21 protein-coding genes are annotated in these 23586 nt (G+C 57.6%); 15 read left to right on the plus strand and 6 right to left on the minus strand.

Annotation, left to right across the window (positions count from 1 at the left end; all coding sequences use genetic code 11):
• The first annotated feature begins 14 nt into the window (after window positions 1-14).
• Complete coding sequence (locus FFS09_RS01105; RefSeq protein ID WP_137917021.1) at window positions 15-794, plus strand: hypothetical protein; 780 nt, start codon at window positions 15-17, stop codon at window positions 792-794.
• An 11-nt stretch (window positions 795-805) separates the two neighbouring features.
• On the opposite strand, the gene FFS09_RS01110 is transcribed toward FFS09_RS01105, so the two are convergent.
• Complete coding sequence (locus FFS09_RS01110; protein WP_252374187.1) at window positions 806-1774, minus strand: acyl-CoA dehydrogenase family protein; 969 nt, start codon at window positions 1772-1774, stop codon at window positions 806-808.
• A gap of 132 nt (window positions 1775-1906) precedes the next feature.
• Here FFS09_RS01110 and FFS09_RS01115 point away from each other — a divergent pair, with 132 nt between their 5' ends.
• Together FFS09_RS01115 and FFS09_RS31650 are read left to right on the plus strand one after the other, a co-directional pair.
• Window positions 1907-3007 carry a DNA-binding protein gene (locus FFS09_RS01115; protein WP_137917023.1) on the plus strand — a complete coding sequence of 367 codons (1101 nt, stop codon included), beginning with the start codon at window positions 1907-1909 and terminating at the stop codon, window positions 3005-3007.
• A 26-nt stretch (window positions 3008-3033) separates the two neighbouring features.
• Window positions 3034-3144, plus strand: a complete 111-nt coding sequence (locus FFS09_RS31650; RefSeq protein ID WP_502703707.1) for an H-NS family nucleoid-associated regulatory protein — start codon at window positions 3034-3036, stop codon at window positions 3142-3144.
• Window positions 3145-3309: 165 nt separating this feature from the next.
• Here FFS09_RS31650 and FFS09_RS01120 read toward each other — a convergent pair whose 3' ends face one another.
• Window positions 3310-5538, minus strand: a complete 2229-nt coding sequence (locus tag FFS09_RS01120; protein ID WP_171019810.1) for a site-specific integrase — start codon at window positions 5536-5538, stop codon at window positions 3310-3312.
• A gap of 357 nt (window positions 5539-5895) precedes the next feature.
• On the opposite strand from FFS09_RS01120, the gene FFS09_RS01125 reads away from it, so the two are divergent.
• The gene (locus FFS09_RS01125) at window positions 5896-6276 is read left to right on the plus strand and encodes a hypothetical protein (RefSeq protein WP_137917025.1); all 381 of its coding nucleotides are present in this window, start codon (window positions 5896-5898) and stop codon (window positions 6274-6276) included.
• Between the two features lie 95 nt (window positions 6277-6371).
• Here FFS09_RS01125 and FFS09_RS01130 read toward each other — a convergent pair whose 3' ends face one another.
• Together FFS09_RS01130 and FFS09_RS01135 are read right to left on the minus strand one after the other, a co-directional pair.
• Window positions 6372-7043: a hypothetical protein gene (locus FFS09_RS01130; RefSeq protein WP_137917026.1), complete on the minus strand. Its 672-nt coding sequence runs from the start codon at window positions 7041-7043 to the stop codon at window positions 6372-6374.
• The gene (locus FFS09_RS01135) at window positions 7040-7765 is read right to left on the minus strand and encodes a hypothetical protein (RefSeq protein ID WP_212745030.1); all 726 of its coding nucleotides are present in this window, start codon (window positions 7763-7765) and stop codon (window positions 7040-7042) included. The genes FFS09_RS01130 and FFS09_RS01135 overlap by 4 nt, the downstream gene beginning before the upstream one ends.
• Before the next feature lie 107 nt (window positions 7766-7872).
• On the opposite strand from FFS09_RS01135, the gene FFS09_RS01140 reads away from it, so the two are divergent.
• The 4 genes from FFS09_RS01140 (at window position 7873) to FFS09_RS01155 (ending at window position 14163) form a co-directional block, all read left to right on the plus strand.
• Window positions 7873-8571 (plus strand): NYN domain-containing protein, encoded by a 699-nt coding sequence (locus tag FFS09_RS01140; protein WP_171019812.1) that lies wholly within the window; start codon window positions 7873-7875, stop codon window positions 8569-8571.
• A 1107-nt stretch (window positions 8572-9678) separates the two neighbouring features.
• Complete coding sequence (locus tag FFS09_RS01145; protein ID WP_252374188.1) at window positions 9679-10362, plus strand: ParA family protein; 684 nt, start codon at window positions 9679-9681, stop codon at window positions 10360-10362.
• A gap of 1 nt (window position 10363) precedes the next feature.
• On the plus strand, window positions 10364-11470 hold the full coding sequence (locus FFS09_RS01150; protein ID WP_137917030.1) for a ParB/RepB/Spo0J family partition protein: 1107 nt from the start codon (window positions 10364-10366) through the stop codon (window positions 11468-11470).
• A gap of 1385 nt (window positions 11471-12855) precedes the next feature.
• Window positions 12856-14163 carry a replication initiation protein gene (locus FFS09_RS01155; protein WP_171019813.1) on the plus strand — a complete coding sequence of 436 codons (1308 nt, stop codon included), beginning with the start codon at window positions 12856-12858 and terminating at the stop codon, window positions 14161-14163.
• Between the two features lie 168 nt (window positions 14164-14331).
• Here FFS09_RS01155 and FFS09_RS01160 read toward each other — a convergent pair whose 3' ends face one another.
• Both FFS09_RS01160 and FFS09_RS01165 read right to left on the minus strand, forming a co-directional pair.
• On the minus strand, window positions 14332-15414 hold the full coding sequence (locus FFS09_RS01160) for a recombination-associated protein RdgC (RefSeq protein WP_137917032.1): 1083 nt from the start codon (window positions 15412-15414) through the stop codon (window positions 14332-14334).
• A 41-nt stretch (window positions 15415-15455) separates the two neighbouring features.
• Window positions 15456-16055: a hypothetical protein gene (locus tag FFS09_RS01165; protein ID WP_137917033.1), complete on the minus strand. Its 600-nt coding sequence runs from the start codon at window positions 16053-16055 to the stop codon at window positions 15456-15458.
• Between the two features lie 77 nt (window positions 16056-16132).
• On the opposite strand from FFS09_RS01165, the gene FFS09_RS01170 reads away from it, so the two are divergent.
• The 7 genes from FFS09_RS01170 to FFS09_RS01200 all read left to right on the plus strand — a co-directional run bounded on the left by FFS09_RS01170 (window position 16133) and on the right by FFS09_RS01200 (window position 23575).
• On the plus strand, window positions 16133-16612 hold the full coding sequence (locus tag FFS09_RS01170) for a type IV secretion IcmS family protein (RefSeq protein ID WP_137917034.1): 480 nt from the start codon (window positions 16133-16135) through the stop codon (window positions 16610-16612).
• A complete protein-coding gene (locus tag FFS09_RS01175) occupies window positions 16609-17628 on the plus strand; it encodes a hypothetical protein (protein WP_137917035.1) in 1020 nt (339 codons plus the stop codon). The genes FFS09_RS01170 and FFS09_RS01175 overlap by 4 nt, the downstream gene beginning before the upstream one ends.
• Window positions 17621-18151: a lytic transglycosylase domain-containing protein gene (locus FFS09_RS01180; RefSeq protein ID WP_137917036.1), complete on the plus strand. Its 531-nt coding sequence runs from the start codon at window positions 17621-17623 to the stop codon at window positions 18149-18151. The genes FFS09_RS01175 and FFS09_RS01180 overlap by 8 nt, the downstream gene beginning before the upstream one ends.
• Window positions 18151-19281: a type IVB secretion system coupling complex protein DotM/IcmP gene (gene icmP, locus FFS09_RS01185; RefSeq protein WP_137917037.1), complete on the plus strand. Its 1131-nt coding sequence runs from the start codon at window positions 18151-18153 to the stop codon at window positions 19279-19281. Before FFS09_RS01180 ends, icmP begins: the two co-directional genes overlap by 1 nt.
• Before the next feature lie 57 nt (window positions 19282-19338).
• Window positions 19339-19920, plus strand: a complete 582-nt coding sequence (locus FFS09_RS01190) for a hypothetical protein (RefSeq protein ID WP_137917038.1) — start codon at window positions 19339-19341, stop codon at window positions 19918-19920.
• Between the two features lie 83 nt (window positions 19921-20003).
• Window positions 20004-22832: a type IV secretory system conjugative DNA transfer family protein gene (locus FFS09_RS01195; RefSeq protein ID WP_137917039.1), complete on the plus strand. Its 2829-nt coding sequence runs from the start codon at window positions 20004-20006 to the stop codon at window positions 22830-22832.
• Window positions 22829-23575 (plus strand): YcbK family protein, encoded by a 747-nt coding sequence (locus FFS09_RS01200; RefSeq protein WP_137917040.1) that lies wholly within the window; start codon window positions 22829-22831, stop codon window positions 23573-23575. The genes FFS09_RS01195 and FFS09_RS01200 overlap by 4 nt, the downstream gene beginning before the upstream one ends.
• Window positions 23576-23586 lie beyond the last annotated feature (11 nt).

A 23586-nucleotide genomic window follows, 5' to 3' on the forward strand; every position in this document is an offset into this window, starting at 1 on the left:
AGAAGGAGCAGGGCGTGACGTTGATTGCCGTGACAGTTGCAGAGGCGGTTTCTGCGGGCAGGCGTCGGTGCTTCGACGAGGGACAGTTCCGCGGGATGGCGGATTACCTGTTTGAAACTGCACCAGGAGAAGAGCCGGGGCCGCAAGCACTCGTGGCACGGCAGGCACCGGGATGGACCCTTCCGGTTCATTTCCACATGCAGTATCAGTTTCAGGTCGTGCTGCGAGGCAGCGGCACTCTTGGCAAGCACGTGCTCGCGCCAGGCAGCGTGCACTACACCTCGCCTCAGTCCGGCTACGGCCCCATCCTCGCGGGCGAAGACGGGCTGGACTACTTCACGATTCGCGTTTTAACGGACAAAGGCGCTTGGTACCTGCCGGAGGCACGGGCCTACATGGAGCGAGGCCTGTTCAAGGAGCAGCAGTGGGGACCAGCGCCGGACGAGGAAAGCGCATGGGGGTGGCAGACGCTGATCCCGTTCCGGCCGGATGGCCTCGGTGCGTGGGCTTGCACGGGGCAGGCAAATACTCCCTACGCCTGCAAAGAGCCTCACAGCGATGCGGGCCGTTTTCACAGCGTCATACGAGGCAGTTTCCGCTTGGGCAATCGAGTCCTGCCGCCTGGCAGCTGCGTGTATTGGTCTCCACCGGACTCGCCGCCCACGTTCACCGCGCTCGAGGAAAAGTCGCTCATGATTGCGGTCCAATTCCCCGGCGAAGCCCTGCGACACCACGTACCGCCGGAACTGCGTGTCGCGCCCTCGGCGCGCGGCACACCGCTATCGCCCAACTGATCGCACGCCAATCAGAACTGCTCGTCCTCGTAATCGAGAATCGCGCCTGAGCCCGTGACGACCGTTCGGGCCAACCCGTCAGCCTGGGTGAGCACGTGGTCGGCATAGAACTTGGCGGACAACAGCTTTGCTTTCAAGTAGCCAGCGTCGCCCCCGCCCTGCGCTAGCCGCTCGTGCGCAACCAGCGCAGCTCTCGCCATTTGCCAGCCCCCGGCCACGATGCCGAACAACTCCAGCAACGGAACAGCCCCTGCCGCAATGGCCTTGGCATCGCTGCTGTGCCGCTCCACCACGAATCCGACGCAGCGTCGCAGCGCCGCGATGCCGGCTCCGAGCTGTGCCGCGATTGAGGCCAACTCATGGACGCGGAGGCTTTCGAGCTTCTGCTGAACAAACTCCATCTCACGCGTCAACTTTGTGGCAGCTTCTCCTCCGTCACGTGCGATCTTGCGGCCTGCCAAATCTGCAGCCTGGATACCGGTCGTGCCTTCGTAAATCGGCGTGATCCGCGAATCGCGCCAATGCTGCGCGGCACCGGTCTCCTCGACGTATCCCATGCCGCCGTGTATCTGGACGCCGAGTGAGGTGACGAAGACCGAGGTTTCAGTGCTCCAGCCTTTGACCACAGGGATCATCAAGTCGACAAATGCCTGTTTCTCGCGCCGGACAGCGGCGTCCGAATGCGTCGTCGCAATGTCCGTCGCGGAAGCTACCGCGCAGGCGACTGCACGCAAAGCTTCCGTGCGCGTCTTCATCTGCAACAGCATGCGGCGGACATCCGGATGCCGAACGATCGCCACCTTGTCTCGCGACCCGCTGCCGAGCTCCGATCCCTGCTTGCGTTCGCGGGCAAAGTCGCGGGCACGCTGGTAGACAAAGCCTCCTTGCGGCCAGCAGTGACCGCAGCCTGTGTGAGGCATTTGCAACCTGTTTTGAGAGGTGTTGTTTTCGAGGCGGGCATCCTTTTCAAAGCCGAACATGTTGCCGGTCCAACAGGCGCAATAATCTCCCATTACCCAATGTTAGTTTGATAGAAAACTCCAACTCATTGACCTAAACAATAGTATGTAATATCATGGTACATACTTCGGTACGAAATAAAGAGGTGAGCCATGGCCAGAGCCGGGATCTACAAATCCGAAGTGCTGCGCGCACGCGATAAATTGCTGGCCACCGGGCGCAATCCGTCCATCGATGCGGTGCGCGAAGAGCTGGGTACCGGCTCCAAAACCACGATCCACCGTTACTTGAAGGAGATCGAGGAAGAGGAAGGGCCGGCCACCGGCAGCCGGGTGGCCGTCAGCGAGGCGATCCAGGACCTGGTGGGCCGCCTGGCCGCCCGCGTCAACGAGGAAGCCGAGGAGCGGGTCACTGCGGCGCAGGCCCGGCACGCCGAGCAGCTCACGCAGCACCAGCAAGTTGCCGCGGCCCTGAAAACCGAGGCGCAGGCCACCCGCCAGCAGCTGGAGCAAACCCAACGGGCGCTGGCCGAGGAAAAGACCGCTCACGGCAAAACCAGCGAAGCGCTGAGCCGCAAGACCCTCGAATGCACGCAGCTCGCCCAGCAGGTGGTCGACCTGCAGGAGCGCCTCGTGGCCGAAGAACGCCATCGCCAATCCCTGGAAGAAAAGCACCAGCATGCGCGCCAGGCGCTGGAGCATTTCCGGCAATCCAGCAAGGAGCAGCGCGACCAGGACCAGCGCAAGCATGAGCAGCAGGTGCAGTACCTGCAGGCCGAGGTGCGCACCGTGAACGAGACCTTGGCCACCAAGCAGCAGGAGGCCGTCCACGCCCTGCAGGACAACGCGCGCCTGCTGGGTGACTTGTCGCGCGCCCAAGGCGATCTGCATCAAGCCCAGGAAGAGATGCGGGGCCTGCGGCCGCTCAAGGATGAGCTGGGGTTTGCACAAAGGCGCACCGAGGAGTTGGGGCGGCGCCTGGTAGAGCAGGATGCGGCCATCCAGCAGCTCAGCACCACGAACGAGCAGTTGCAGGCCAAGGTCGATGGACTGCTCACTGCGAAGCAGCAGCTGGAGCTGGCACTGGCGACGGCCAGGTCATCCGTCACGGCGCAAGAGCAGGTCGTGGCCAGCATGCTGGAGCGATTCAGTGCGACGGCACCTGGTCCTGGGTTGGCGGCGAAAAACCCGGATGAAGTGGCCCATCGATCAGTCAAGCGAGAGTCAAAAAAGTCAACGGGGACAGGGACTTAAGCTTGTTTCTGCGGTTTTTTACATGAATCCCTGCCGACCCTCCTGTTGGCCAGCTTTGGTCCGGTCTTGGCCGGTACCCAGACTGGCTCCGCGAGGAGCTTGCTCGCGGCCGCCAGAAGTCTGATTTCAAGATCTGAATCGCTGATTTCCCGCATCAGATGGCCGCTGCATGCTGCCATTCCATGCTGCCATTCCATGCTGTATATTCCGCTCGGTCGCCACCTTGTGGCGACTCCTCCCTTCGGAGGCCTCGAGCCTCTGATTGCAACCCGGATGCTCACGCAATCCGGGTTTTTTTTCGCTTATACGGCAGGCTTGATGTTGGACACCGCCTCCGCGCGTTTTGCCAAGTCCGCCTTGACGTAGATCCCAGTCGTTGAAAGCGACGCGTGCCCCAGCAGTTGCTGGGCGACGGCCAGGTCTCCCTTCGTAGCAGCGAGCACCTGGTGGGCGAAGGTGTGCCGAAACCAGTGGGCTGATGCCTTCAGATACGCCTTAGAGCTACCCGGTACTTTTTCGTGAGCTCGCGTAGACACTTCGCTAAAGAACTCCTTGAGCAGCCCATGCAACCTACCTGGTGACAGCGCACCATTCGGATTGCCGCTGCGCGCTGCGTCGTGTGGCAGGAACCCCTGGCCTGCCTTGGTTCTTGTCAGCCGGTCATCCAGGATGCTCAGCAAGGGTGTCTCCTCCTGCGACAGCCTGGCATAGGGCAGCTTGCCGGCTTTGACCAGTTGGGACCGGTCTTCGAAATGATCGCGCAACGCCGCCAGGGTGACCTCATGCAGTGGCACGCGTCGCTGCTTGTTTCCTTTCCCCAGGAAATCGAGGTGGTGGCCATCGGAGATCGCGTTGTCGATCCGCGTCTCGGTGACATGCCCCCACGTTGCATTCGCCGCCTCGTTGCGACGCAAGCCTGCAGTCTGCAGCAGCAAGATGATGGCTCGCAGGCGTCGACGTCGCGGGGTATCCTTCATCGCCTCCAGCGTTTCGCGCACTGCATCGAGTTGCTGGGAGGCGAACGAGCGCATCACGTCCATCGTCACTTCTTTGCGCCTGGCGGTGCCCAGGGGCACTGCGTTCTGAGACAAGTAGCCTGCCTTGAGCAGGTATTGGTAGAAGCGGGAGACGGCAGCCATCGTCAATCGGATGCTCTCATCGCCCTGCGGACCGCGCAGCGGCCTCCAGTCCCGCGAAATCTGCATCACGCGGGTGGAGGTCACCCAGTGCGCCGGCGGGTTGCGCAAAAATTCGACGAATTCACGGAAATCCGTTTGGTCGAGGTCCGAAAGCGCTCGCCGGCGTTCCAGTAGGGCCCAGAACACCAGGCGGGAGACGCCTCGGCGATAGCTCTCGACGGTGGCAGGTGACTTGTCCTTGATGGATTCCAGCCAGTCCATCAGAGCCTGCCGATCCGTATCCACACGCAGGGTGTTGGATGGCCCGCCTCGGAATTCGCCATGACGCCCTTCGAGCTCGGGAGGCCAGTCCAGCATTTCGAGTGTTGCGATCCCACCCTGAACAAGGGCCAGTTCACGGCCCAGTGCTGCAGGCGTCCTTGAAGTAGCCTGGTCTGAGGGTAGAGGCGGGCGCAACCGCTCTATCAAACGTGTGCCAATTTCATCCTCGCTATCGAGAAGCCACCACATCAGTCGACGCGCGCGAGTTTTGCCGCAGCCCGGTATTTGGCTGTACCACCGCGCGCCCCGCGCATTGATCCACACCACCAGCTCGGATAGCGTGCCCACATCCTGGGCCACAAGTGCCACTGCTATGCTGGTTTCGAGCCAGTTACTGCAGGGGTCCGTGCCCAGGGGTTTCCGGGAAAGATGATCCTCAAGCCACCGCAGGGCTGTCAGCCGGTCCACGCGAGAACCTGAGAGGGCGTTGCCCAGTGGCAATTTCTCGTTTGGCTTTGGTGGTTCCTCCGTCGCCAACGGCTCCGGTGCTGCAGCTTGGACCGGGCCAAGACCCGGCTCGACGCCAAAGACGCTCTTGAACTCTTCGATCAGTTCGCCCTCGGAATACATGTCATCGTCAAAGCGTTGGGCGAACTCCTCGAGCGTCGGTAGGGAGACGACAGGCATGATGGCCGTCTCAGGCGAGGGAAGGGCTAGATTCTCTTGAAGTTCCACCGGCGGAAGTTCTTGAAGTGCCACCGGCGGAGGTCCAGGCAGCAGGACGGCATCCAAGGCCGCCCGGGCCTGCTCACGCTGGCCAGCGTCGGCCAACTGATCGATGGTCATTCGAAGCGCCACCTGCAGCTGCTCAGCGTATGCCGTGGCAGTACGCTTGTCCATGCTCCCGCGGTGACCAAAGTACCTCTCGGCAGCGTCCTTGGGGGTGACGCCCTCGGCCACTGCGCGCAGAAACACGAGGTCTGACTGCTGGACACCGGTCTCGGCGATCAGGACCTTGCCGCGTGTTCCTTTCGGTCGCCCACGCCTTTTGGGTGCTCGAGGCGCAGGTTCGCGGATGATCGCGCGCGCATCCGCATCGACCACGGTGGTGCCGTGCCGCACCATCGGCATGGGAGGAGTCGGAGGTGAACTCATTGGTTTTCCTGGATCAACATGTCCGTGGTTCTGCAGGCTGGGCGCGGCAGCGTTCGGTCTTGGCCGCATGGGCGCGTGCACCTGGTTGCGAGTCGCGACCGTTAACAACTTTGCTTGCTAAGACGCCCTGCTCCGGCATCCAAAAAAATATTTGCAGAATTCTATCGCACCATAACTGCAATTATGATGCGAGACGATTAATTCCGGAGCCACAGTGTGCCGCCGCATTTTTTGGCATTCTCTGCCAAAATGGCATAAACTGCCATTTTTTGACGATTCAACATGAACATACAACAGGCACATCTCCTGCGGGCCTGCAGAGAGAATTTTGGGATGACCACCAAAGAGGCGGCGATGCTCGTGAGATCTGCTGCCAGGTCATGGGCGGGCTGGGAGGCCGGCACCCGGCCGATGCCGCCGGCCAAGTTGGAACTGCTTTCGTCCAGAATTCAGGCCATGGGGAGCCCAAGGCCTGAAGTCGAGCTTGTGGTTGTTCTTGCACTGCACCAAGGCTCCGCCCAGGCCATCGATGTCGTGGCCACCGACGGGTTCGTTGGCCTGGACCTTGCCCCCGATGGCCTAAGCGGCGTCATCAAGTCTCTGTCTATTCATCCGCCATCAGGGCGCCCATGCATCCACCGAACACGATTCGTGACTGCGAATAACCAGCACGTGATCAATGCCGTAGCGCGCTGGGTCAGCCTGGTGGACTAAAGCCACGCCCGCCTCCCTCCGCGATATCTTTTCAGGCGCCCCCAAAAACTTGAAGCCGGAAGCCCTGCAATGCTGACCAAGTTCAGCTCAAAGATTCACACCGTCTTCTTCAGCTCGGCTTCATGAGCTTGCTCGGCCGCCTGAGACACCCCCTGCCCCACTCCATCGGCAGGTTTTTCTGGACTGACCTCAATCGGATTCGTTTCTTTGGGTGGTTCACCATCCAAATATGCAATGACACTTTCTACTTGCGTGTAATCAAATCCGATCTTTACCAGTTTGATGACCCAAAAGACTGAGGCCAGCAAGGAAAGAAAAGATAGAGCCGCGAACAGATCCTGAGGGACGAGGCTGAATTTATCGATGACGATCCTCTGCCTCAGGCCCATCAGGCCAACAAGGCCAAAGACCAAAGCAGCAATGCTGAACGTGATGATGCATTTCATCGTTTCCAGAGTGAGTCTTGTTTCGTTAATTCTTTTTTTGGCGTAACTCGCAACATCCTTGGAGCTCTCGTCCGTGCGTATCAATGACTGCGCTTCCTTCAGAATCTCTTGCAGTGAAGACGCTGCCAGTTGAGTTGCCGCTAGAACCAGGGCAACAAAAGTACCAGCGACTGGCGTCACAATTTGCAGGAGATCGTCAGCTTCGAAGGGGATGCATCCAGATGGCTGGCGAACAGCGATGAGCGCAGATCCCACAAAAATCACCGCCCACGTCGACCCCACCTTCGGGCCATGAACATGGTTCGCTGCGTTTGCCGTCATGGTGCGAGCCCGCCTTTTTTCACGCAACGACGAAATGCTTCATGATCATTTCCATGTTTGTCTCTACAGAAGATGATCCTCGAGATATCGGCGCTAGCCAAGACACCAGGCATATTGATGATTTCGCGGAGCGCGTCAACAAACCAGTACCGAGCTTGAACTGGAGAATTTGTTACCGCCTCCCAAATTTCAACGAAACCAGGTCGATCGGCATATGGACCATCTGTACTTGAGGATGGCAAGCCCAAAACAACATCGTAAAGATCTCTATTTACCTGTGATTTGTTATTTTGGCCGAGAAGAAGGTGCGCTGCTACTGCAATCAGCAACTGCCAAGCTCCTGAGTTCTGGGTTGCAGATAGCAGGGCTTTCGCTTTGGGCGAAGGCGGTATGACCGGAGATTTGTGCATCTTCTCCAGCATTTTTTGCAGGCGCCCCCTCTCGTCCACAAGCTTCCGGAATGACTCAATGCCCATTCCACCAGATCCCTCGTGCTCATACGCGCTGTTTCCCATGTCAAACCCCTCCTGCCTGACATTTAAATCGGTCTGAGAGGCGATTGCATCCATGTTTTCCATCATGGTCTTCCAGACAGATCCCGTCATCGAGCTGGCCAGCAGACTGTCATGTTCGATTGGGTGCCCTCCCCTCCCCGCCCCGCGGCTCGGTGCCTTCCGGTGCGAATTGCGCCACTTGATGTTGTGAGCATGCACAGCCTTCATACAAAGTGCTTGTGGAACCTCCTCGCGCGTAGTGCCCCAGGTCTGGGCATGGTTGACGATATTCAGCGTAAGAGATATCCTTTCCACAGTTTCAAATGGAGTGAATTTTGTTCAACCGCCGCTTCGTCGACCAGGTCCGCCACCGTCTCATCAATGTCTTGAGTCCATCCCTCCTGGCCGAGCGAAGCCCTGCTCATCGAGCGGATGGAGTGTCGGTGTTCATTGACTACCAAAATCTCTACTTCCTGCTGAAGAACGCCTATCGGGTGATCCCTCTTCAGATCCACATCCCCAATCTCATCCATCAGCTTGCGGTTGAGAACGGCCTCGTGGTCAACGAGATCTTTCTCTACACGGGTGTTCCCGATGAAAAGCTGGAGCCAAAGCGCGCGCACATGATGAGTCGCCGCATCGCCTGGTTCAAGTACCTCGGTGTCACTGTGCGCACTGCTCCAATGCACTACGCAACGATCTCAGGGCGCACAACATCGATGGAGAGAGGCATCGATGTGATGCTGGCCAGCGAGCTCATGAATCGAGTCAACGATGGCGTCAGTCGTGTCATGCTGATCAGCCAAGACAAAGGGTTCTCACAGTCGCTCATCATTGCATCTGAAGTTGCCATGAGCAAAGGCAAGGTCCTCGAGGCGTTTTCGATCCGCACCAGCGGTGTTGACCTCGATGACCTCAAGGCTCGCGGCATCGGTCACGATGGGCTTTTCATGACGCGCGCCCTCCCCCTTCACGTCGACCTCGTAAGAGACCACATCATGGTTCGTGACGAACCAGCAACCCAGCAGGGTTGAAGCGCCCTCCTCCACGCCTACGTTCTGGTGTTGCGCAGAACTCCCCACATCCTCCCGTGAGCAATGTCTGCTGGGCTTCAGGATGGGTGCTTATGCCTGCATGGGCAATCAGCCACACTCAAGAGTTTTCACGCACTATCAACTGACGCTCTATTTCCTGTGTTTAGCACCCTCCCCTGCTGAGGGCCTGACATCAAGCTGCTTCTCGGCGATGCGAAAAGAACGCCCTTCTCCAGGTCGCCAACGCAGCAAACTTGGTCGGCAAAAACATCTCGAACATCTTCCGCAGATAACAGCGTAGAGACTTCAGACGGTTGAAGTCACCATCGCATTGAGGCCCTGATTAGCTCGATCTCCGGATGCCTATGCTGGAGCGAGCTCTCTTTGCATGCTCAGAGCTTTGATCGTGCCGCTGACTTCAACCGTCAGAAGTCGGGGCATTGTGCATACGTTCCCGCACACAGACGCAGCCCGTACTTCAACCGTCAGAAGTCTTGTCCACCAAAGTAGATCGTGATTTCGCGGTCATGTCCGAGGTTCTGTTCGATTGAATATGGGGCAATCTCGCTACAGAAGAACCTGCAGCATGCTGATATGTGTCCAGGCAGGAGGCGCATGGCGGGTACCTGGGCATGTGTCGCACCTCGTGCGCCAATGAAAACTTCAGCGGCAAGGACTATCAAATAGCCTAGATCTAGATTGCACTCACGTTTTCGGCTGCAACTTCAACCGTCTGAAGTTCTCACCGAGATCTGTGCGCATGCCGATCGAATTAGGCAGCCGCACTTCAACCGTCTGAAGTTCAATGCTCGTCCTGCGTGCGTCACCATAGATTGATCGATGTGACTTCAACCGTCTGAAGCTTTCAGGGGTCGATTTTTCCCGTGATGCTTGAGGCGCTCGTAAGTCAGAACTTCAACCGTCAGAAGATGATCGGTCGACACCTTGTGCTTTTGTGTTGCGATGCAGGGTATCTGAATTCGGCCACAGATGATCGATGTAGCGAGTAGCAAAAATTCGTTTCATGCGCTCAAAGCACTTGCATAAATCAAGTCATATATAGGAAAATGGAAAAGATCACAAGGAGAAACAATGAGCAGTAAGCCAATGGGCAAAATCATCACCGTGTTCAACCAAAAGGGCGGGGTCGGCAAGACGACGACGACTTGCCAGCTCGCGGGGACGTTCGGGCATCGCGGTTACGACGTCATGGTCGCGGACCTCGATGCTCAGCAGACATCTGCGTCCTGGCTTTCGCGCGCAGATGGCGCAAACTTCCCTGCAACCCTTTGGAGCGGTTTCCGTTACAAGGACAGCACGGCAGTGGAGCTTGGGAAGCTGGCATCTAAATACGACTTGATATTCGTTGATTGCGCTCCGGCTGTGGATCAACCTGGTACCTGGGCCTCGCTCCTTGTCAGCGACCTCGCGCTGATCCCAACAAAGCTGAGCCCGGCAGACACGGATGCTTTGCCCGCGGCCCTTGCGCTGGCTAAGAAGGCGCTTCTAACCGCGGGGCGTGAATACCCGGTTCGCATAGTCCCAACTGCCTTCAGGCGGAATAGGGCGGATGAAAAGGCTGCCCTGGACGCGATCGCTCAGGACAAGAACTACCCCAATTTCCCACCGCTTTCGCAAGTGCTGAGCGATCGCGTGGCGTTCACACGCTCGATGCTCTACGGCGCCACCGTTCACTCAATGCCGAACGCCAAGGATGCGATCACCGAGATCGACGCACTGGGAGATGCGGTGGCGAAACTCCTGAAGATCCCGGCAAACAAGAGGACGTGACATGGCTATCGTAAAAAAACTGAAGCTCGATACAAAGGCGGCCATGGCCACGCATCAAACGGCCGCCAGCAAGGCTGCCGTCGATCGGTTCGCGTTGGCCGAGCAAATCACCAAGGTGCAGCCGACAGGTCTGGCCCCTGTGGCCTCGGATGCCGATGTCGCTGCTACGCCGGCGCCGACACCTGTTGCATTGGCAACCAGGCAGCTTGCTGTATCCACGGCCCAACCCTTTGATCTCTCTGTGTGCATCCCGGGCAACATCGTTGAGGTTCCCCTGAATCTCATCGACCCCAACCCGCTGAGTCCGCGCCACATCTACACCACTGAAGAGGTCGACAAGATCGCGCGTACCATGCCCAATGGGCAGGACGTTGCAGCTCACGGCTACCTTCTTGATGGGCGTGTGAAGCTGTACGACGGGGGCACTCGATTCCGGGCCGCCAAGATCACCGACCGCACCACTCTCGCAGTGAAGATCGAGGAACCCCCTGCAGACAAGCTGGCCCTCTTCAAACGCGCCCGGGAGCTCAACGAGCAGCGCTCGGACACGACGGCATTGGACTTTGCTCTGAGCCTTCGAGCACTCTTGAACGAAGGCGCGGTTTCCAGTCAGAGAGAACTGATGGAGAAAGTTGAGGCGCCTGGTGGCGGAAAACTCTCGGAGTCATTGGTCAGCACCTACATGCGGATCTCCCGGATGCCCGATAAGGTCCAGCGCGCCATGAGCGACTCTCCGGACACATCTAGCGTTGTCGCCCTCTACGCAGTGAGTGAACTCTTCCCGGAGAGCCTCTCAGATGCCGAGCTGGAGACGAACCAAGAGATGGCCTTCGAAATCATCGATGAGATCAAGCGCCGCAAGCTGAACCGTTTCCAGATTGCCGCACTGGTCAAGTCGAAGATCGCAGGGCCGAAAGCCCGTGAGCGAAGCACTGTTCATCCACTGGAGTTTGGCAAGCACAAGGGGCAAATCAAGATGTTCTCCAAGAAAGGGCAGATCGACCTTTCTCTCAAGGGCCTGAGTGACGTCGAGATGCCTGCACTGCGTGCTGCGCTGGTCCAGACCCTCGAGTCCTTCATGAAGGACAAGGGCGAGGAGAGCAAGTAGTCCTCATGAGGTACTGGCGCCTAAGGTGACCAGTTATGGGGCCAGGTTGAGTTACATCGCCTGGTTTCATTCCGTATTCTGCTGAAAATCTCCATAAAGAACGTGAGTGCACGCTCTTCCTAGGATAGTGCTAGGCCAAGATTCTGCGGATGCGCACGTATTTTTCCCTGGCCCCTTTGGGCTCCTGTCCTGGCTGAGGTGACCATCTATGGGAGCGTGAGGATGTAACGCTCTTAGATGTCCCATAAACGGTCACCTCAATGGCTTCAGGAGGGGAAAAAAGGACTACTCAGGTGGCGGCAGCGCCAAAATCCATCCCATAAACGGTCACCATAGGCGCTGCTCACGTCAGAAGGCGTCCCACAAACGGTCACCTCGATTGCCTGCACTCCACCGAGGACGGCTGAAATCGCTGATCAATCTCCCATATCTGGTCACCTCGACTAGCCTCACCACCTGGACGTGGCCTGTTTCGAGATGCCAGATTCTGCGGTCACGCGCCCATAACTGGTCACCTTTAGGGTTTCCCATAAACGGTCACCTCAGGCTGTTTTCGGCATGCAACCCAGGCGACACCCGAGGTCGCCAAGATCCCATAACTGGTCACCTCATCCGAATGATTTCTCTATGACAACGCACCGGCAACAACGATAGAGGCAGTGAAATCGGATGCCCATATCTGGTCACCTGAGGCGGAAACGGTGACGCAATGGCAGCCAGCCAATCTCCCATAAACGGTCACCTTCGTACGCTCCCATAGATGGTCACCTCAAGACCTCGGCCAGGCAAAGCACGGGGACCGTCTGAAAATCCCATAGATGGTCACCTTAGCCGGCTGGAGCGCCAGGCACTGTTCTGGGCAATCTCCCATAAACGGTCACCTCAGCCGAATCCCATAGACGGTCACCTCGACTTGAGAAACTCCTGATGGACGGCGCACATGCTGCGAAGCCATGCAGCGACCATCGCTGCAGATCCTCGCTGAAGCCCAACCAGATCGAGAAAGGTGCTGGTGATGAGAAGATCAAAGAGCGCCGAGGTCCTGTTCCTACTCGTTATCCACAGGCGTACCGAAAGGCGATCCCATAAATGGTCACCTCAACCCCATATTCAGTCACCTCAAGGCCCACATCTGGTCACCTCGACCCCATATCCAGCCACCTGTCCTCCCATAAGCTGCCACCAAAGCTCCCATGGATGGTCACCTCACCGCGCTGGAGCCCTTGAAAACACTAGGTTTTCTGGCTCCTAAAGGTATTAAAGGTTTCCAAAGAGTTCTTCTAAATGAACAACACGTCGGCTGTCGATGATGTTCAAAACCAAAGACAAAAATTCACGTCCAAGGTGGAAGAGGCTCGGCGCTTTTCCACCATAGAATGCCTTCCATGGCCAAACGATCCGGAGACCCTCGCGCCGCCGTCAGGCAGATCTCACTATTTCAGAACCCCGAGGTACCCCGGCCGTACAAAAAAGCCGTCCAGGTGGTCCATAGCAAGCCCAGGGCGCCTCTTTCACTGGTACAGCGCAAGGTCTCCAACGCTTGGCTCAAAAACGCCGTACAGACGCCGCCAGACAGCGAAGGTTGGTGGTCGTTGCGCATCAGCGATCTTGCTGAGGACATTGGCTTTGATTCGAACAACCGGGAGTACCTGAGGGACTCCGCGCTCGAGCTCATGCGAATTGTGTTCGAGTGGGATGTCGTAGCCCCGATGGGCAAACGTGCCAAGTGGAACGCCTCAGTCCTGTTTCCCGATGTTCAGATGACCTCGGATCAAATTCGGTACCGCATCAGCAGTCAGCTCAAAGATCAGGTGTTGAACCCTGAGATGTACGCGATGATCGACATGACGATCGTCAAAAAATTCAGGAAGGCGCCCTCACTGGCCATCTACGAGTTCTGCGTCCGGTTTGAGCGCATCGGGAAGACCGCAGAGATTCCATGGCAGGAATTCAGAGACATGGTGCTGGGTGAGACCTCCGAATCGAAGTCTTACCTAGAGTACAAATACTTCAAGCAAAAAGTGCTGAAGCCAAGCATTGCTGAGGTGAACTCCCAAGCCGACATTTCAATCGTTCTCAAGGAGACACTTGCTGGTCGAAGGATCGTCAATATCGCCTTTGAAGTGTCAAAGGAGGGCCCGCCTCAACTGGCCATGGTCATAGACGATGAACGTGTGCTGGTCCTGGTTGGCGAGATGGTGAAAATCGGATTGCTTCAGTCGGAAGCGAGGAGCTTCGCTGGCAAGTACAGTCCAGAAGAAATATCCGCTGCGCTCGACTTCCTCAAGCGCCGCATGAGCGACAAACGTGCATCTCCTGTGGAGAACCCCGCCGCGTATCTGAGGCAAGCCCTCAAGAACAACTGGGCCGTGGTCGACGCGTCTTCTGACCCAGGAGGCAAGCCCAAAGCGCCTGCTGCGGGCCAAGCGTCAAAAGCCGACAAGCTCCTTGAGCAATACATGGCCGAGCAGCTGAAGCAAGCCGGCCTCTACTTCAAGGAACTGGATCCGTCAGACCAGGACGAGTTGATCACGCGCTACAACGCTCAACAGCAAATCAACGGGCTCAAGATAGCGAAAAAAGCAGGCAAGGCTGGCCAGATCGCATTCTTCACGTGGCTAGGAATGGAAACCTGGGGCCACCCGTCGGCAGAACAGCTGCTGAGTTTCGCGACCGACCGCCTGGTGACCTGATAGCTGTCATAGCGACAGCACAAACAGCGGCGGTCTCAAGAAGAATCGCGCCGCTGGATCCGTTTAGTTTGGCCGCAAGCTAAGAAGGGCGGATATGCCGGAATCTCGCGGCCACAACATCGTCACCGTATGAAGCCAGGCCGGCGAGCAACGATGTTGCCTCCGACTTCAAAACGGAGCTCCTACGGCTTCGCCTCGTTCGTGCTGAGCCTCGACATCTTCCGGATCGCCTGAGGCCGCTCGATCGGCCGGCGGCGGCGTGGAAGCAGTTGCGCTGCTTGCGACGTTGGCACCTGGGGCGCCGACTGCACTGACATCAGCTTGCCCTTGTGCATCGTCCTGCTCTGCGTCATTCGGTTGTTGACCTGGATAGAGCACGCCACCCAGGACCTCGACCATGTCGTTGATGAGCTTGATCAACTCGCCCGTTTCCAGTGCCACTGTCGCGTCGAAGGCGTCGACCTTTTCATCGGTAGTTGCCTCTTCAATCAGGCCGAAGTTCAGCTTGGTAAGGTGCATCGACGTATCGAGCATGAATTCCACGCGGCCATCCCAGGACATGGACATTTTCGTTGGCATCTTGCCCATAACGAGGTGCGAAAGGACTTCATCACCAAGCAGGTGATGGGAGGCGAACTTGGCGGTGGCCTTGGAGTCGTCAGTTGCCTTCAGTTCGCAGCTGTGGCCGAAGTCAAAGGCACCAGGAGCCTCCTTGAGCTGCAGCCAGGCCGCCATTTGCGATTGAGGGGAGGCCTGGGTATTGATCTGCGTGACACAGAAATCGGGGAGCACCCGGACCAGCTGCGTGACGATCTCGTCGATTTTCCCGGTCGAGGTCGTACCCAACACCAGCCAGCCCTGCTGGGGTGCAAACCACACCGGGACCTGGCTGCGCTTGGGGAAGGCGTGAGGCAGCAGTTCGAGCAGGCAATCTTCCTTGATATCGCGTCGCTCCTTCTTGCCTGGCTTGCGGCCGGTTTGCTCCTCGATTTCGGCCGCTTTCTTCTCCACCGCATCCTTGATCGCAGAACCAGGAACGCTGCGCGTCTCGATCGAAATTCGGGCGATCCAAGCGCCGGCAATTGCCTCAACCAGCGCACCATTTTCTTCACGGGGCGGCACCCACCCGATCGAGAGATCCTGGGTGGGCTGCGTGGGCACAAAGGGATGGGGCTCGAGCAAATCTGCAATGTCCGCAGAGGAGGAGGGCATGCCGGCGGTGACCTGGAAAACAGTGATGGAAGTGAACATGGGATTCCTTGTTTGTGAATGAGGGGCGTGGGCGCGTCAGTTCAGTTCGCGTGAACTCGAGGCTGCGAAACGAGAGAGAGATGGAACGCGCTGGACGAGGCGCCCTTGGCAAAGGTGTCGAAATTGATCTCGCCCGCAACCGGGACAACCTCCAAGGTCATCGCGGCCTTCTTGGAAACCGCACGTTGACCTTCCTCATCTGTCATCACGATGGCTCGGATGTCGAGGTAGTGGTAGTTGGAGAGGTACTGCGCGATGGCTGTGGACACGTTGCCAAAGTAGAGAACAAACTCCTTGAGGCCCTTCTTGCCCGAGGCGAAGCGACCGCACACCAGGGCGAGACCAGAAAACCCAGGGCGCAAGGCGACATGAACCCAGGGAGCATCAAGGAACCAGCCAAGCGCACTTTGCGGAACCCCGATGAAATAACGGTTTCCAAGAAGTCCGATCATGAACTGATCGCTTAGCTCGCCATGAACCTCAAGAACGCCCGTCGAGGGCATCCGAATATGACCTGCATCATGACCAGCCTGATACCAGGACTTGAACGCATTCAGCGCATGTCCAGACCCCGTGTCCAGGGCTTCTGAGTAGCGGTTGCCTGCGGCAGGTGCGCAGCCCTGGGCTGAAGTAGATGACATTTGTAACGCGCTCCATAACGTGCTTATGCGATATACTATACACCGTTACACGCCAGTGTGTAGTGATATGGAGCGATATGTTCAAGGCCAAACCGACAACAGCAGCTGAGATTGTCCCGCGCGTGATGAGTGGATGGGCGTCTCAGTATGGTCTCGAAAGTGGCTCGGCATCTGCCTTTTCGATCTCTGGCGAGATGGTGCCCAACTCTGAAGTGGGGGCCAAGTTGGGCTTGTTGCCTCTGTTGTGCTGGCATGCCGACAAGATCTACCGGTACGGAATGGGGGCTCATCTGAATCTCCACTACCGGACAAATCCGACTGCGCTACTCGGTGTCACGGTGGACCTGTCAAGAATCGACAAGCCGATTTCAGAAGTCCTTTGCTTCATGGTGGAGGCTCTTCTCGACCTGCACAAGAACTCTCCTGCAAGCAGCGCAACACCAGGATCCGTTGATCTTGCCGCGGTCGTGGATCAATTCAAAAGTGAAGTCGAGATGGCTCGTGACCCTGTGTTGGCGGCAGCTGACGCGGGCAGGGCCACGGCGGTAGCGCCATGATGCAGACCACCCCTGTAGTAGGTAGCGCGGAGGCCGTCGTACGCAACACGGGGCTGATGTCTGCTACTCTGGACGCAAACAAAGACCTTCGGGTCATCTGCAACGCCGTCAAGCGAAGCGTGTCCCTGACCACGGCCGTGATTGCGAGTGGTGCGGATGCTGAGAAAATCGTCGCTGCAGCCGAGCGGATGACGGTTGCGCTGCTTGATGAGGCTGGCATTGATCCGACTCAGCGATCCGAGGGTCACGCCGCCTACGCCATGACGATGGAAGCGGTGGCGCTGACCATTGAGACCCTGGCGGGAACGAAGCGAGGCGCACAGATCCTCGCAGAAGATGTTGAATCGGCATCGGCCGCGGTGCTCAACCTTTTCAAGTTACTGATCAAATCCAAGCCTGTCGCCAGGATCGCTGACGTGGCCTGGTCGGGAGACATCAAAGAGTCGACGGCCCTTCGACTTGCCATCTGCTCCGCCATGTCTCCGCTGGCGATTCTGAGCTCCGACTACTGCTTTGAAAGAGACCGCAAAACCTGCCTCGTGGAGTCAGCAAAGTTGGTGGCTCGGGTGGCGGTCAAGGCGGCCGATCTCGTTGCGCCAGGGCAGTCCAGCACGTCCGCCCGCTCAGTTCTTCAGCAGTCGCTCCTGAACTCCTGCGCAAAAATTTACCTTTCGCTTTGGAAGCGGGAGATCGAGCGGACGAAATCGCTGCTCATGGGCATGGACTCAGAAAAGCGTCTTGAGGTACGCAGGAAAATGGCATCGGAGCCAGTTGCCGATCTCATGTCCAATCTTGAGTCACGACTGGATGCGACTTTCGGAGCATTGATCGAGGCCTCGATGATGATCGTACCGATCAGTGAAGCTGAAGTTGCTCGCGTTGAAGAGAGCAAGCGAGTGGCCACAGATCAAAAAATGCGGACACGCACTCCGGCAGCGGCGCCTTCTGGTGCTCCTGCCGCGCAGTCTGCAGAGGGTGCGAAGCCATGGATTCGAAAGAGGCGCCCCGATGCTTGATGCATTGATCCTCGACCAAATTCAGCGTGCGACGCCAGCCATCGTTGCATCGGCGCCAGCTTGGATTACTTCGATGCCGTCAGCTGCCAGTCCGATCACTGTCAGTTGCTTCCACCATGAGGCCGCTCGTCAGCAGATCGAACCTCTAAAGCTGCTTGCCGTCCTAAAAACCGAAGGTGGTCGCCTGGGGTCGTTTGTTCGGAACTCGAACGGTACCTATGACATCGGCCCGATGCAGATCAACACCGTTCATCTTGATGATCTGGCAAAAACGCTGTCTACGACTAAGAGCGTGGTTGCACAGAAGCTGGCATACGACGGTTGCTTCAACGTCGCAGTAGGCGCGTGGATGCTGCGGTTGCGAACCAATGAAGCCGGAGGCGACTTTTGGTTCGGTATCGGGCGCTTTCATTCGAAGACGCCGGCCGTGCGCAATCGCTACATCCTCAAAGTTCACCAAAACATGGTTGGCATCGTCAACAAGGTCAATACCGCAAATGCGGCATCGCAGGGAGCATTCTGATGGCGAAGAAACACGTTGATGGCAAAGACAAGGATGAAGGCATTCTCATCGCGGCCTTTGTCATGGCGCTCCTGTTCCTGCTGAGTCCATTCCTCATCATGGTGATGTGGGACCGGATGGGAGAGAGCGTTACCTGGTTGGCCGCTCGGGTTCGATGGGGTGAAATGGCGCTGTTCGCGCTGATGACGGATTCGGCCATGGCTCTCTTTCAGATGGTCGGTCTGGTCATTGATTCGACAGAGCGCATGGCGCTTGATAACTACAAGGCCATGATGGATAGAACCGGTTACTACACGCGGTGGCTGTTTATCCCGGCCATGCTCGGCATGGGCGTCTACGCCTTTCTGAAGTCTCCTCGCGAGATGTACAGCCGAGTGCACGACATGAAATCACTGGTGAAGCAGGAGTCCGCTGTGTGGCCTGAAATTGCACCAGTCGTAGGCAAGCAGATTTCTCTGGTCGAGCAAGACCCCACCCAGGGAGAGTGGGCTTCAGCCATGACAGAGCGGGAGTTTGCCGCCAAGCATTCGCTGATCACAGTTGATGCTGCCGGCAAGCCCGCGGTGAAAGTGGATGAGGCCCGCCTTGTCTTTGCTGGCATGCTGGGTCAACCATGGACCTCAACGGGGGCGCTTCCTGTGCACACGCGCGCCCTGTTTGCAGCGATCGCCATGCGGGTGGGAGGGGATGCGACTGGATGCACTGAAAAACTGCGCCTCATGTCCTCAACGTTCGCCGCTGGCGGCATCAAGGGAATGGACACATCCTGGGTCGACGAAGCGCTTGCGAAGCACCTGAAGAACAAGCTGGTTCAGCGGTGCATCCAGAAGCACGCTTACGTTTACACCGTCATGGCCACGATGCTCCAGATCGGGAAGACGGATGGGGTGTTTGCGAGTCCGATGTTCATCTGGCTGAAAACCGTTGATCGCAAGCTTTGGTACACGCTGAACAACGTGGGTCGCTATGCGTTTCACGTTGAGTGCGCGGGAATCATGGCTCACTGGCTGTTTGAGAAAACCGTGGGTGTTGCCATTCCAACTCCGATGATCGGGAAAGCTGTTGAAGGTCTCGACCAGGCGCTGAAAGAGTACCGCGATGACGACAGTCTGGATCGCATGTTCGACTGAGTTGTCAGTCTTGGCAATACCGCATATAGTATATTCAATACGCATAAAGGAAAATTCATGTTCTCCCGCACCAAACCGGCATCTATCGCTCCAGGCTATCCCACATCCAACAAGGTGCAGGTGAAGAAATTGAAGGGGGGTGGATACATGCTCCTCAACGGCACCACTGCCTTCCAGATTCCCATCATCGCGCCCTTCAAAACGATCTCAGTGAAATCCGGCGACGGCGGGGAGGGCACTCTGATCGGTACTGATGGGCAAGGTATGGAATCGACCCTCGCATCGTTCGGCAACGTCGAGATTGCCGGCACCGCACACGCTGCCCTGATCAAGGCGCACGCCGGGATGAGCGAGGGTGGCTGGGGGTGGTTTGGGAAGTCGGCTCTCACTCTTGCCGTCCTGTGGATTATGGTGAATCTGTTCTCGGCACCTTCTGCACCATCCATCCCTGTGGCGGCCGCCCAGGGTGCTCAGGAGCAATTTGCCCCTTCCCAGCTCGAGTCACCCTCGGTGGCCATCGCACAAGGATCCAATCCCACGCGGTCGCTGGATGACCTGGCCAATGGCGGGTATCAGTTCTCTCCTCAAGTGCAAGCGCCAGACTTCAAGGCGCCACAGCTCAACTGCGAGCCGTCGTAAGAACAGGAGCGGGCCGCAATGGCCCGTTGTAGTCACTGCATCAAGTGACTTGTTGACCCCTTCGCACTGAACCCCACCAGAACATGAACACCCCAAGCCTCGACTACAACTTGGAGAGACACCAGCAATCGATGCTGGTGGACACTCGGAGCAGCCAGGAAAAGCTCAAGGGATGGCTTCTGGAGCCGCCGATAGGGGGGCTGGTCATTGCAGTTCCTGGTGTGCTGGGCTTCTTCTTCTACAGTCACATTGAACTCTGGTTCGCGTTCTCTTTGATGATGTTCTTTGCGGTGAGGAAGGTGCACAAAAGCACTGGCCTCATCATGCGGCTCCCGAAGAGTTCAGGATTGCTCGACCCAAAGGATCCTGACCTTGGGACTGGCAAGCCCACTAAAGCGGGCGGCATTCTCTACATGGGCAATGACCAGCTCACGAAGGAAGAGGTTTGGCTGACAGACACCCAGGCCCGGACGCACATGATGTTCATGGGCACAACCGGCTCGGGTAAGACTGAGTACCTGATTTCTTTGATTTTCAACTCGCTCGTTCACGGCTCTGGTCTGATTTACGTCGACGGTAAAGCGGACAACAGTCTCTACGGCAAGATCTACTCCATGGCGCGTTCCATGGGGCGTGAAGACGACGTTCTGCTGATCAATTTCCAGACGGGTGCAAAGGACATTTATGGCGCTCAGGCCAACAAGCTGTCCAACACGATGAACCCCTTTGCGGTCGGCTCCTCAGGCATGCTGAGTGAGCTGATCAAAGGCCTTATGGCCACAGGTAAATCCGACATGTGGAGCGATCGTGCAGCTTCGTTCGTCGAAGCCTTGATCAAGCCCTTGGTCTACCTGCGTGACAACCATGGCCTCATGCTCGACGTGGGCGTGGTGCGCTCGTACTTTGAACTGGACAGGCTTGAAGAGCTGGCCTTCATGAAGTACAAGGATGACAAGCCAATGCAGGAGAGCAACACCCTGGACGGCTTGAAGAGCTACCTGCGAAGTCTTGCCGGCTACAAGGAGGCGAAGTACCACGATCAAGCTGAGACAGTGGGAGAGCAGCACGGCTACATCGTCATGCAGTTGACGAAGTCGTTTGGCTCGCTGAGTGACACCTACGGGTACATCATGAAGACCCCCTTGGGTGAGATCGACTTTGTGGATGTTTTCCTCAATCGACGCATCCTGATCGTTCTTCTGCCCGCTCTGGAAAAGTCCCCGTCTGAACTGACCAACCTGGGCCGCATTGTTGTTGCATCCATCAAGGGAACCATGGCCAAAGGGCTTGGTGCAAGTGTGGAAGGTGACTGGGCAAAGATCATTGATTCCCGCCCAACCACCGCACCATCGCCCTTCCCTTGTGTTCTCGATGAGTACGGCTATTACGCTGTCGAAGGGTTTGCTGTGGTGCCGGCCCAGGCCCGTTCACTCGGGTTCTCAGCCATCTTTGCTGGCCAGGATCTCCCGGCCTTCGAGAAAGCGTCCAAGGAAGAGGCGAAGTCGACTCTTGCCAACACGAACACCAAACTGTGCGGCAAGCTCGAGTGCACCACCACCTACGAATACTTCAAGAGCCTTGCAGGTCAAGGTTTCTTTACGCGGACACAGCGCTACGAACAGGATTTCGGATCCATGTTCAACAAGGTGTCGCTTGACGAGTCTGTGAGCATTGATCGCTTGGATCGTGTCAGCGCGAACGATTTGCGCGGGCAGTCTTCGGGCTACTGGCATATGTTCTTTGGGAACGCGATCATCCGCTTGAAGTCGTTCTACACGAACCCGAAGAAGGTCAAGAAACTTCGCGTGAATCACTTCATCAAGGTGGCCCGGCCTTCTAAGGATGAAGTCGCCGCGTATCTCAACGGCGCCGACTTCTTCAAGCGTGGCGTCGAGAGCGAAGGCGGCATTGCATCCTTCATGGATCGCGTGAGTTCTCCGACAGACATTGCCGACATTCACGAAGCCATCGCCCACTTCAAAGACGATGCGCCTTTGCTGATGGCTGGCAAGGTTCTCGCATACGGCGCACATGCCGAACTGCAGCGCAGTGATGCACTTGATGCGATCGGCGTGTGGGGAACGATGGAGGATGAGGAGGGCGATCAGGATGATGCGGGTGGCTCCTCGGCTGCTGGCCCGTCCGTTGATAACACGCCGGTTGCGAACTACATCGACTCGGACATCGTCAGCCATGCCCTCCACATGGGGCGTCTTCCGACCCCCAATTCGATTCCCCCTCATCTTGCTGAGGGAGCCTCACGGAGTGATGCGAGCGCCAGCAACTCACCCTTGCCCGAAACGCTCTGGCAGCCACGTCGAAACCCGGAAGACATTGCTTCCAGCGACGACGGAGAGACAGGCACTGCGGGTCAAATTTTCAGTGACGACGCGGCTGACGAGTTCACCTTCAAGGCGGAATCATTTGAGGAAATGCAAGAGGCGGCTGAAGCAGGCCTTACCCCGCAGCGCACGGATTTGATGCCTCGCGCGGAAGAAGGTACACACGATCACAGCACGATTTATGGCTTCGAATCGATTGACGATTCTGAGGCCATGATCGGGCTGGATGAAGGGGATGCGCCGGTTGACTTGCCCCCTCTTGGTGATGATCCAGACTTTGTGATCGGCGGTTCTGCAGATGGACCAGAAGTCATGTCCATCGACTTTGATGAGCCTGTGGCCACTGATGGTCTGCTGAGTCGCGATGCGGTCGAAACTGGCTTGGCCATGGTCGAAGCAAAGCTGGGCAGCACGGACGCTGAAGCGGGCTATATCGGATCCGTGGTGGCCTCCAAGTTGGCTGACCAGACGCGGTATCTGAGTACACCCACGACGAAGACCCTCGACTTCAAAGAGTTTGAGGCGGTCGCCCGGAGCATCAGCTCCAGCATGGCTGGAGCGGAGCAATGATGGAGAAGGCCGTATCCCGTCGAGGATTGATTTTGTTCGGCTGCGCTGCCGTTGTGGCGAGTCCTGCAGTGGTGCTCGCTCAAGATGGCTTCGGCCAGTTCAGGAACGATCTGCAGACGGGTGGGGGTAACGGCTTCAGTAACCCGGAGGCCAGGCGAACTGACCCAGGGTCAAGGACCATTGTGATAGAGACGCCGTCAAGCGCTGATCTACGGGGCAGGCTCATTGAACCGAAGGCCCAGGTTCTGCGCCCTGGCGTCTCCAATGACTGGCGTCAAGGCCTTTTGCATGGCGACCGCACAGTGAAAGCCCGTCGAGGAGGTGGGGCGGTTGAGACGATCACCTACGTCAACCGAGATGGTTCACTCAATGTCGCCGGCTATCAGCGCATGTGCTGGCTGCTTCGGGACGTGAGAGGCGGCGATGCAGTGATCCAAATGGATCTTGGGGTGATGGACCTGGTATGCGGCCTGCAGCGTTGGGCCGCATACAACGGGGTGGAATCCATCATCACCTTCACCTCAGGCCTCAGAGGTGACAAGACCAACGCGCGAACAGAGGGCGCCGTCAAGGATTCCTTGCACAAAAAGGGCCGGGCGATTGACTTCGTGATGGGCGGAATCAGGGCCGGCCAACTTGGTGCAATGGTGAGTACCTTCAACTCCCGTGGAGGAACTGGCATCTACCTTGCCAAGAACTTTGTGCACGCCGACACCGGTCGCCCAAGGGTCTGGAGGGGGTAACCCTCCAGGCG

Source organism: Hydrogenophaga sp. 2FB, assembly GCF_005503365.1.
Taxonomy (GTDB): domain Bacteria; phylum Pseudomonadota; class Gammaproteobacteria; order Burkholderiales; family Burkholderiaceae_C; genus Hydrogenophaga.

What these genes read in the sequence shown, in the direction of transcription:
- icmP (WP_137917037.1), top strand. Translation starts at nt 18,151, where the DNA reads ATGGCGAAGAAACACGTTGATGGCAAAGACAAGGATGAAGGCATTCTC.
- FFS09_RS01115 (WP_137917023.1), top strand. Translation starts at nt 1,907, where the DNA reads ATGGCCAGAGCCGGGATCTACAAATCCGAAGTGCTGCGCGCACGCGAT.
- FFS09_RS01130 (WP_137917026.1), bottom strand. Translation starts at nt 7,043, where the DNA reads ATGACGGCAAACGCAGCGAACCATGTTCATGGCCCGAAGGTGGGGTCG.
- FFS09_RS01170 (WP_137917034.1), top strand. Translation starts at nt 16,133, where the DNA reads ATGTTCAAGGCCAAACCGACAACAGCAGCTGAGATTGTCCCGCGCGTG.
- FFS09_RS01180 (WP_137917036.1), top strand. Translation starts at nt 17,621, where the DNA reads ATGCTTGATGCATTGATCCTCGACCAAATTCAGCGTGCGACGCCAGCC.
- FFS09_RS01125 (WP_137917025.1), top strand. Translation starts at nt 5,896, where the DNA reads ATGACCACCAAAGAGGCGGCGATGCTCGTGAGATCTGCTGCCAGGTCA.
- FFS09_RS01145 (WP_252374188.1), top strand. Translation starts at nt 9,679, where the DNA reads ATGGGCAAAATCATCACCGTGTTCAACCAAAAGGGCGGGGTCGGCAAG.
- FFS09_RS01160 (WP_137917032.1), bottom strand. Translation starts at nt 15,414, where the DNA reads ATGTTCACTTCCATCACTGTTTTCCAGGTCACCGCCGGCATGCCCTCC.
- FFS09_RS01120 (WP_171019810.1), bottom strand. Translation starts at nt 5,538, where the DNA reads ATGCCGATGGTGCGGCACGGCACCACCGTGGTCGATGCGGATGCGCGC.
- FFS09_RS01110 (WP_252374187.1), bottom strand. Translation starts at nt 1,774, where the DNA reads ATGTTCGGCTTTGAAAAGGATGCCCGCCTCGAAAACAACACCTCTCAA.
- FFS09_RS01190 (WP_137917038.1), top strand. Translation starts at nt 19,339, where the DNA reads ATGTTCTCCCGCACCAAACCGGCATCTATCGCTCCAGGCTATCCCACA.
- FFS09_RS01175 (WP_137917035.1), top strand. Translation starts at nt 16,609, where the DNA reads ATGATGCAGACCACCCCTGTAGTAGGTAGCGCGGAGGCCGTCGTACGC.
- FFS09_RS01200 (WP_137917040.1), top strand. Translation starts at nt 22,829, where the DNA reads ATGATGGAGAAGGCCGTATCCCGTCGAGGATTGATTTTGTTCGGCTGC.
- FFS09_RS01135 (WP_212745030.1), bottom strand. Translation starts at nt 7,765, where the DNA reads ATGAAGGCTGTGCATGCTCACAACATCAAGTGGCGCAATTCGCACCGG.
- FFS09_RS01165 (WP_137917033.1), bottom strand. Translation starts at nt 16,055, where the DNA reads ATGTCATCTACTTCAGCCCAGGGCTGCGCACCTGCCGCAGGCAACCGC.
- FFS09_RS01150 (WP_137917030.1), top strand. Translation starts at nt 10,364, where the DNA reads ATGGCTATCGTAAAAAAACTGAAGCTCGATACAAAGGCGGCCATGGCC.
- FFS09_RS01155 (WP_171019813.1), top strand. Translation starts at nt 12,856, where the DNA reads ATGGCCAAACGATCCGGAGACCCTCGCGCCGCCGTCAGGCAGATCTCA.
- FFS09_RS01195 (WP_137917039.1), top strand. Translation starts at nt 20,004, where the DNA reads ATGAACACCCCAAGCCTCGACTACAACTTGGAGAGACACCAGCAATCG.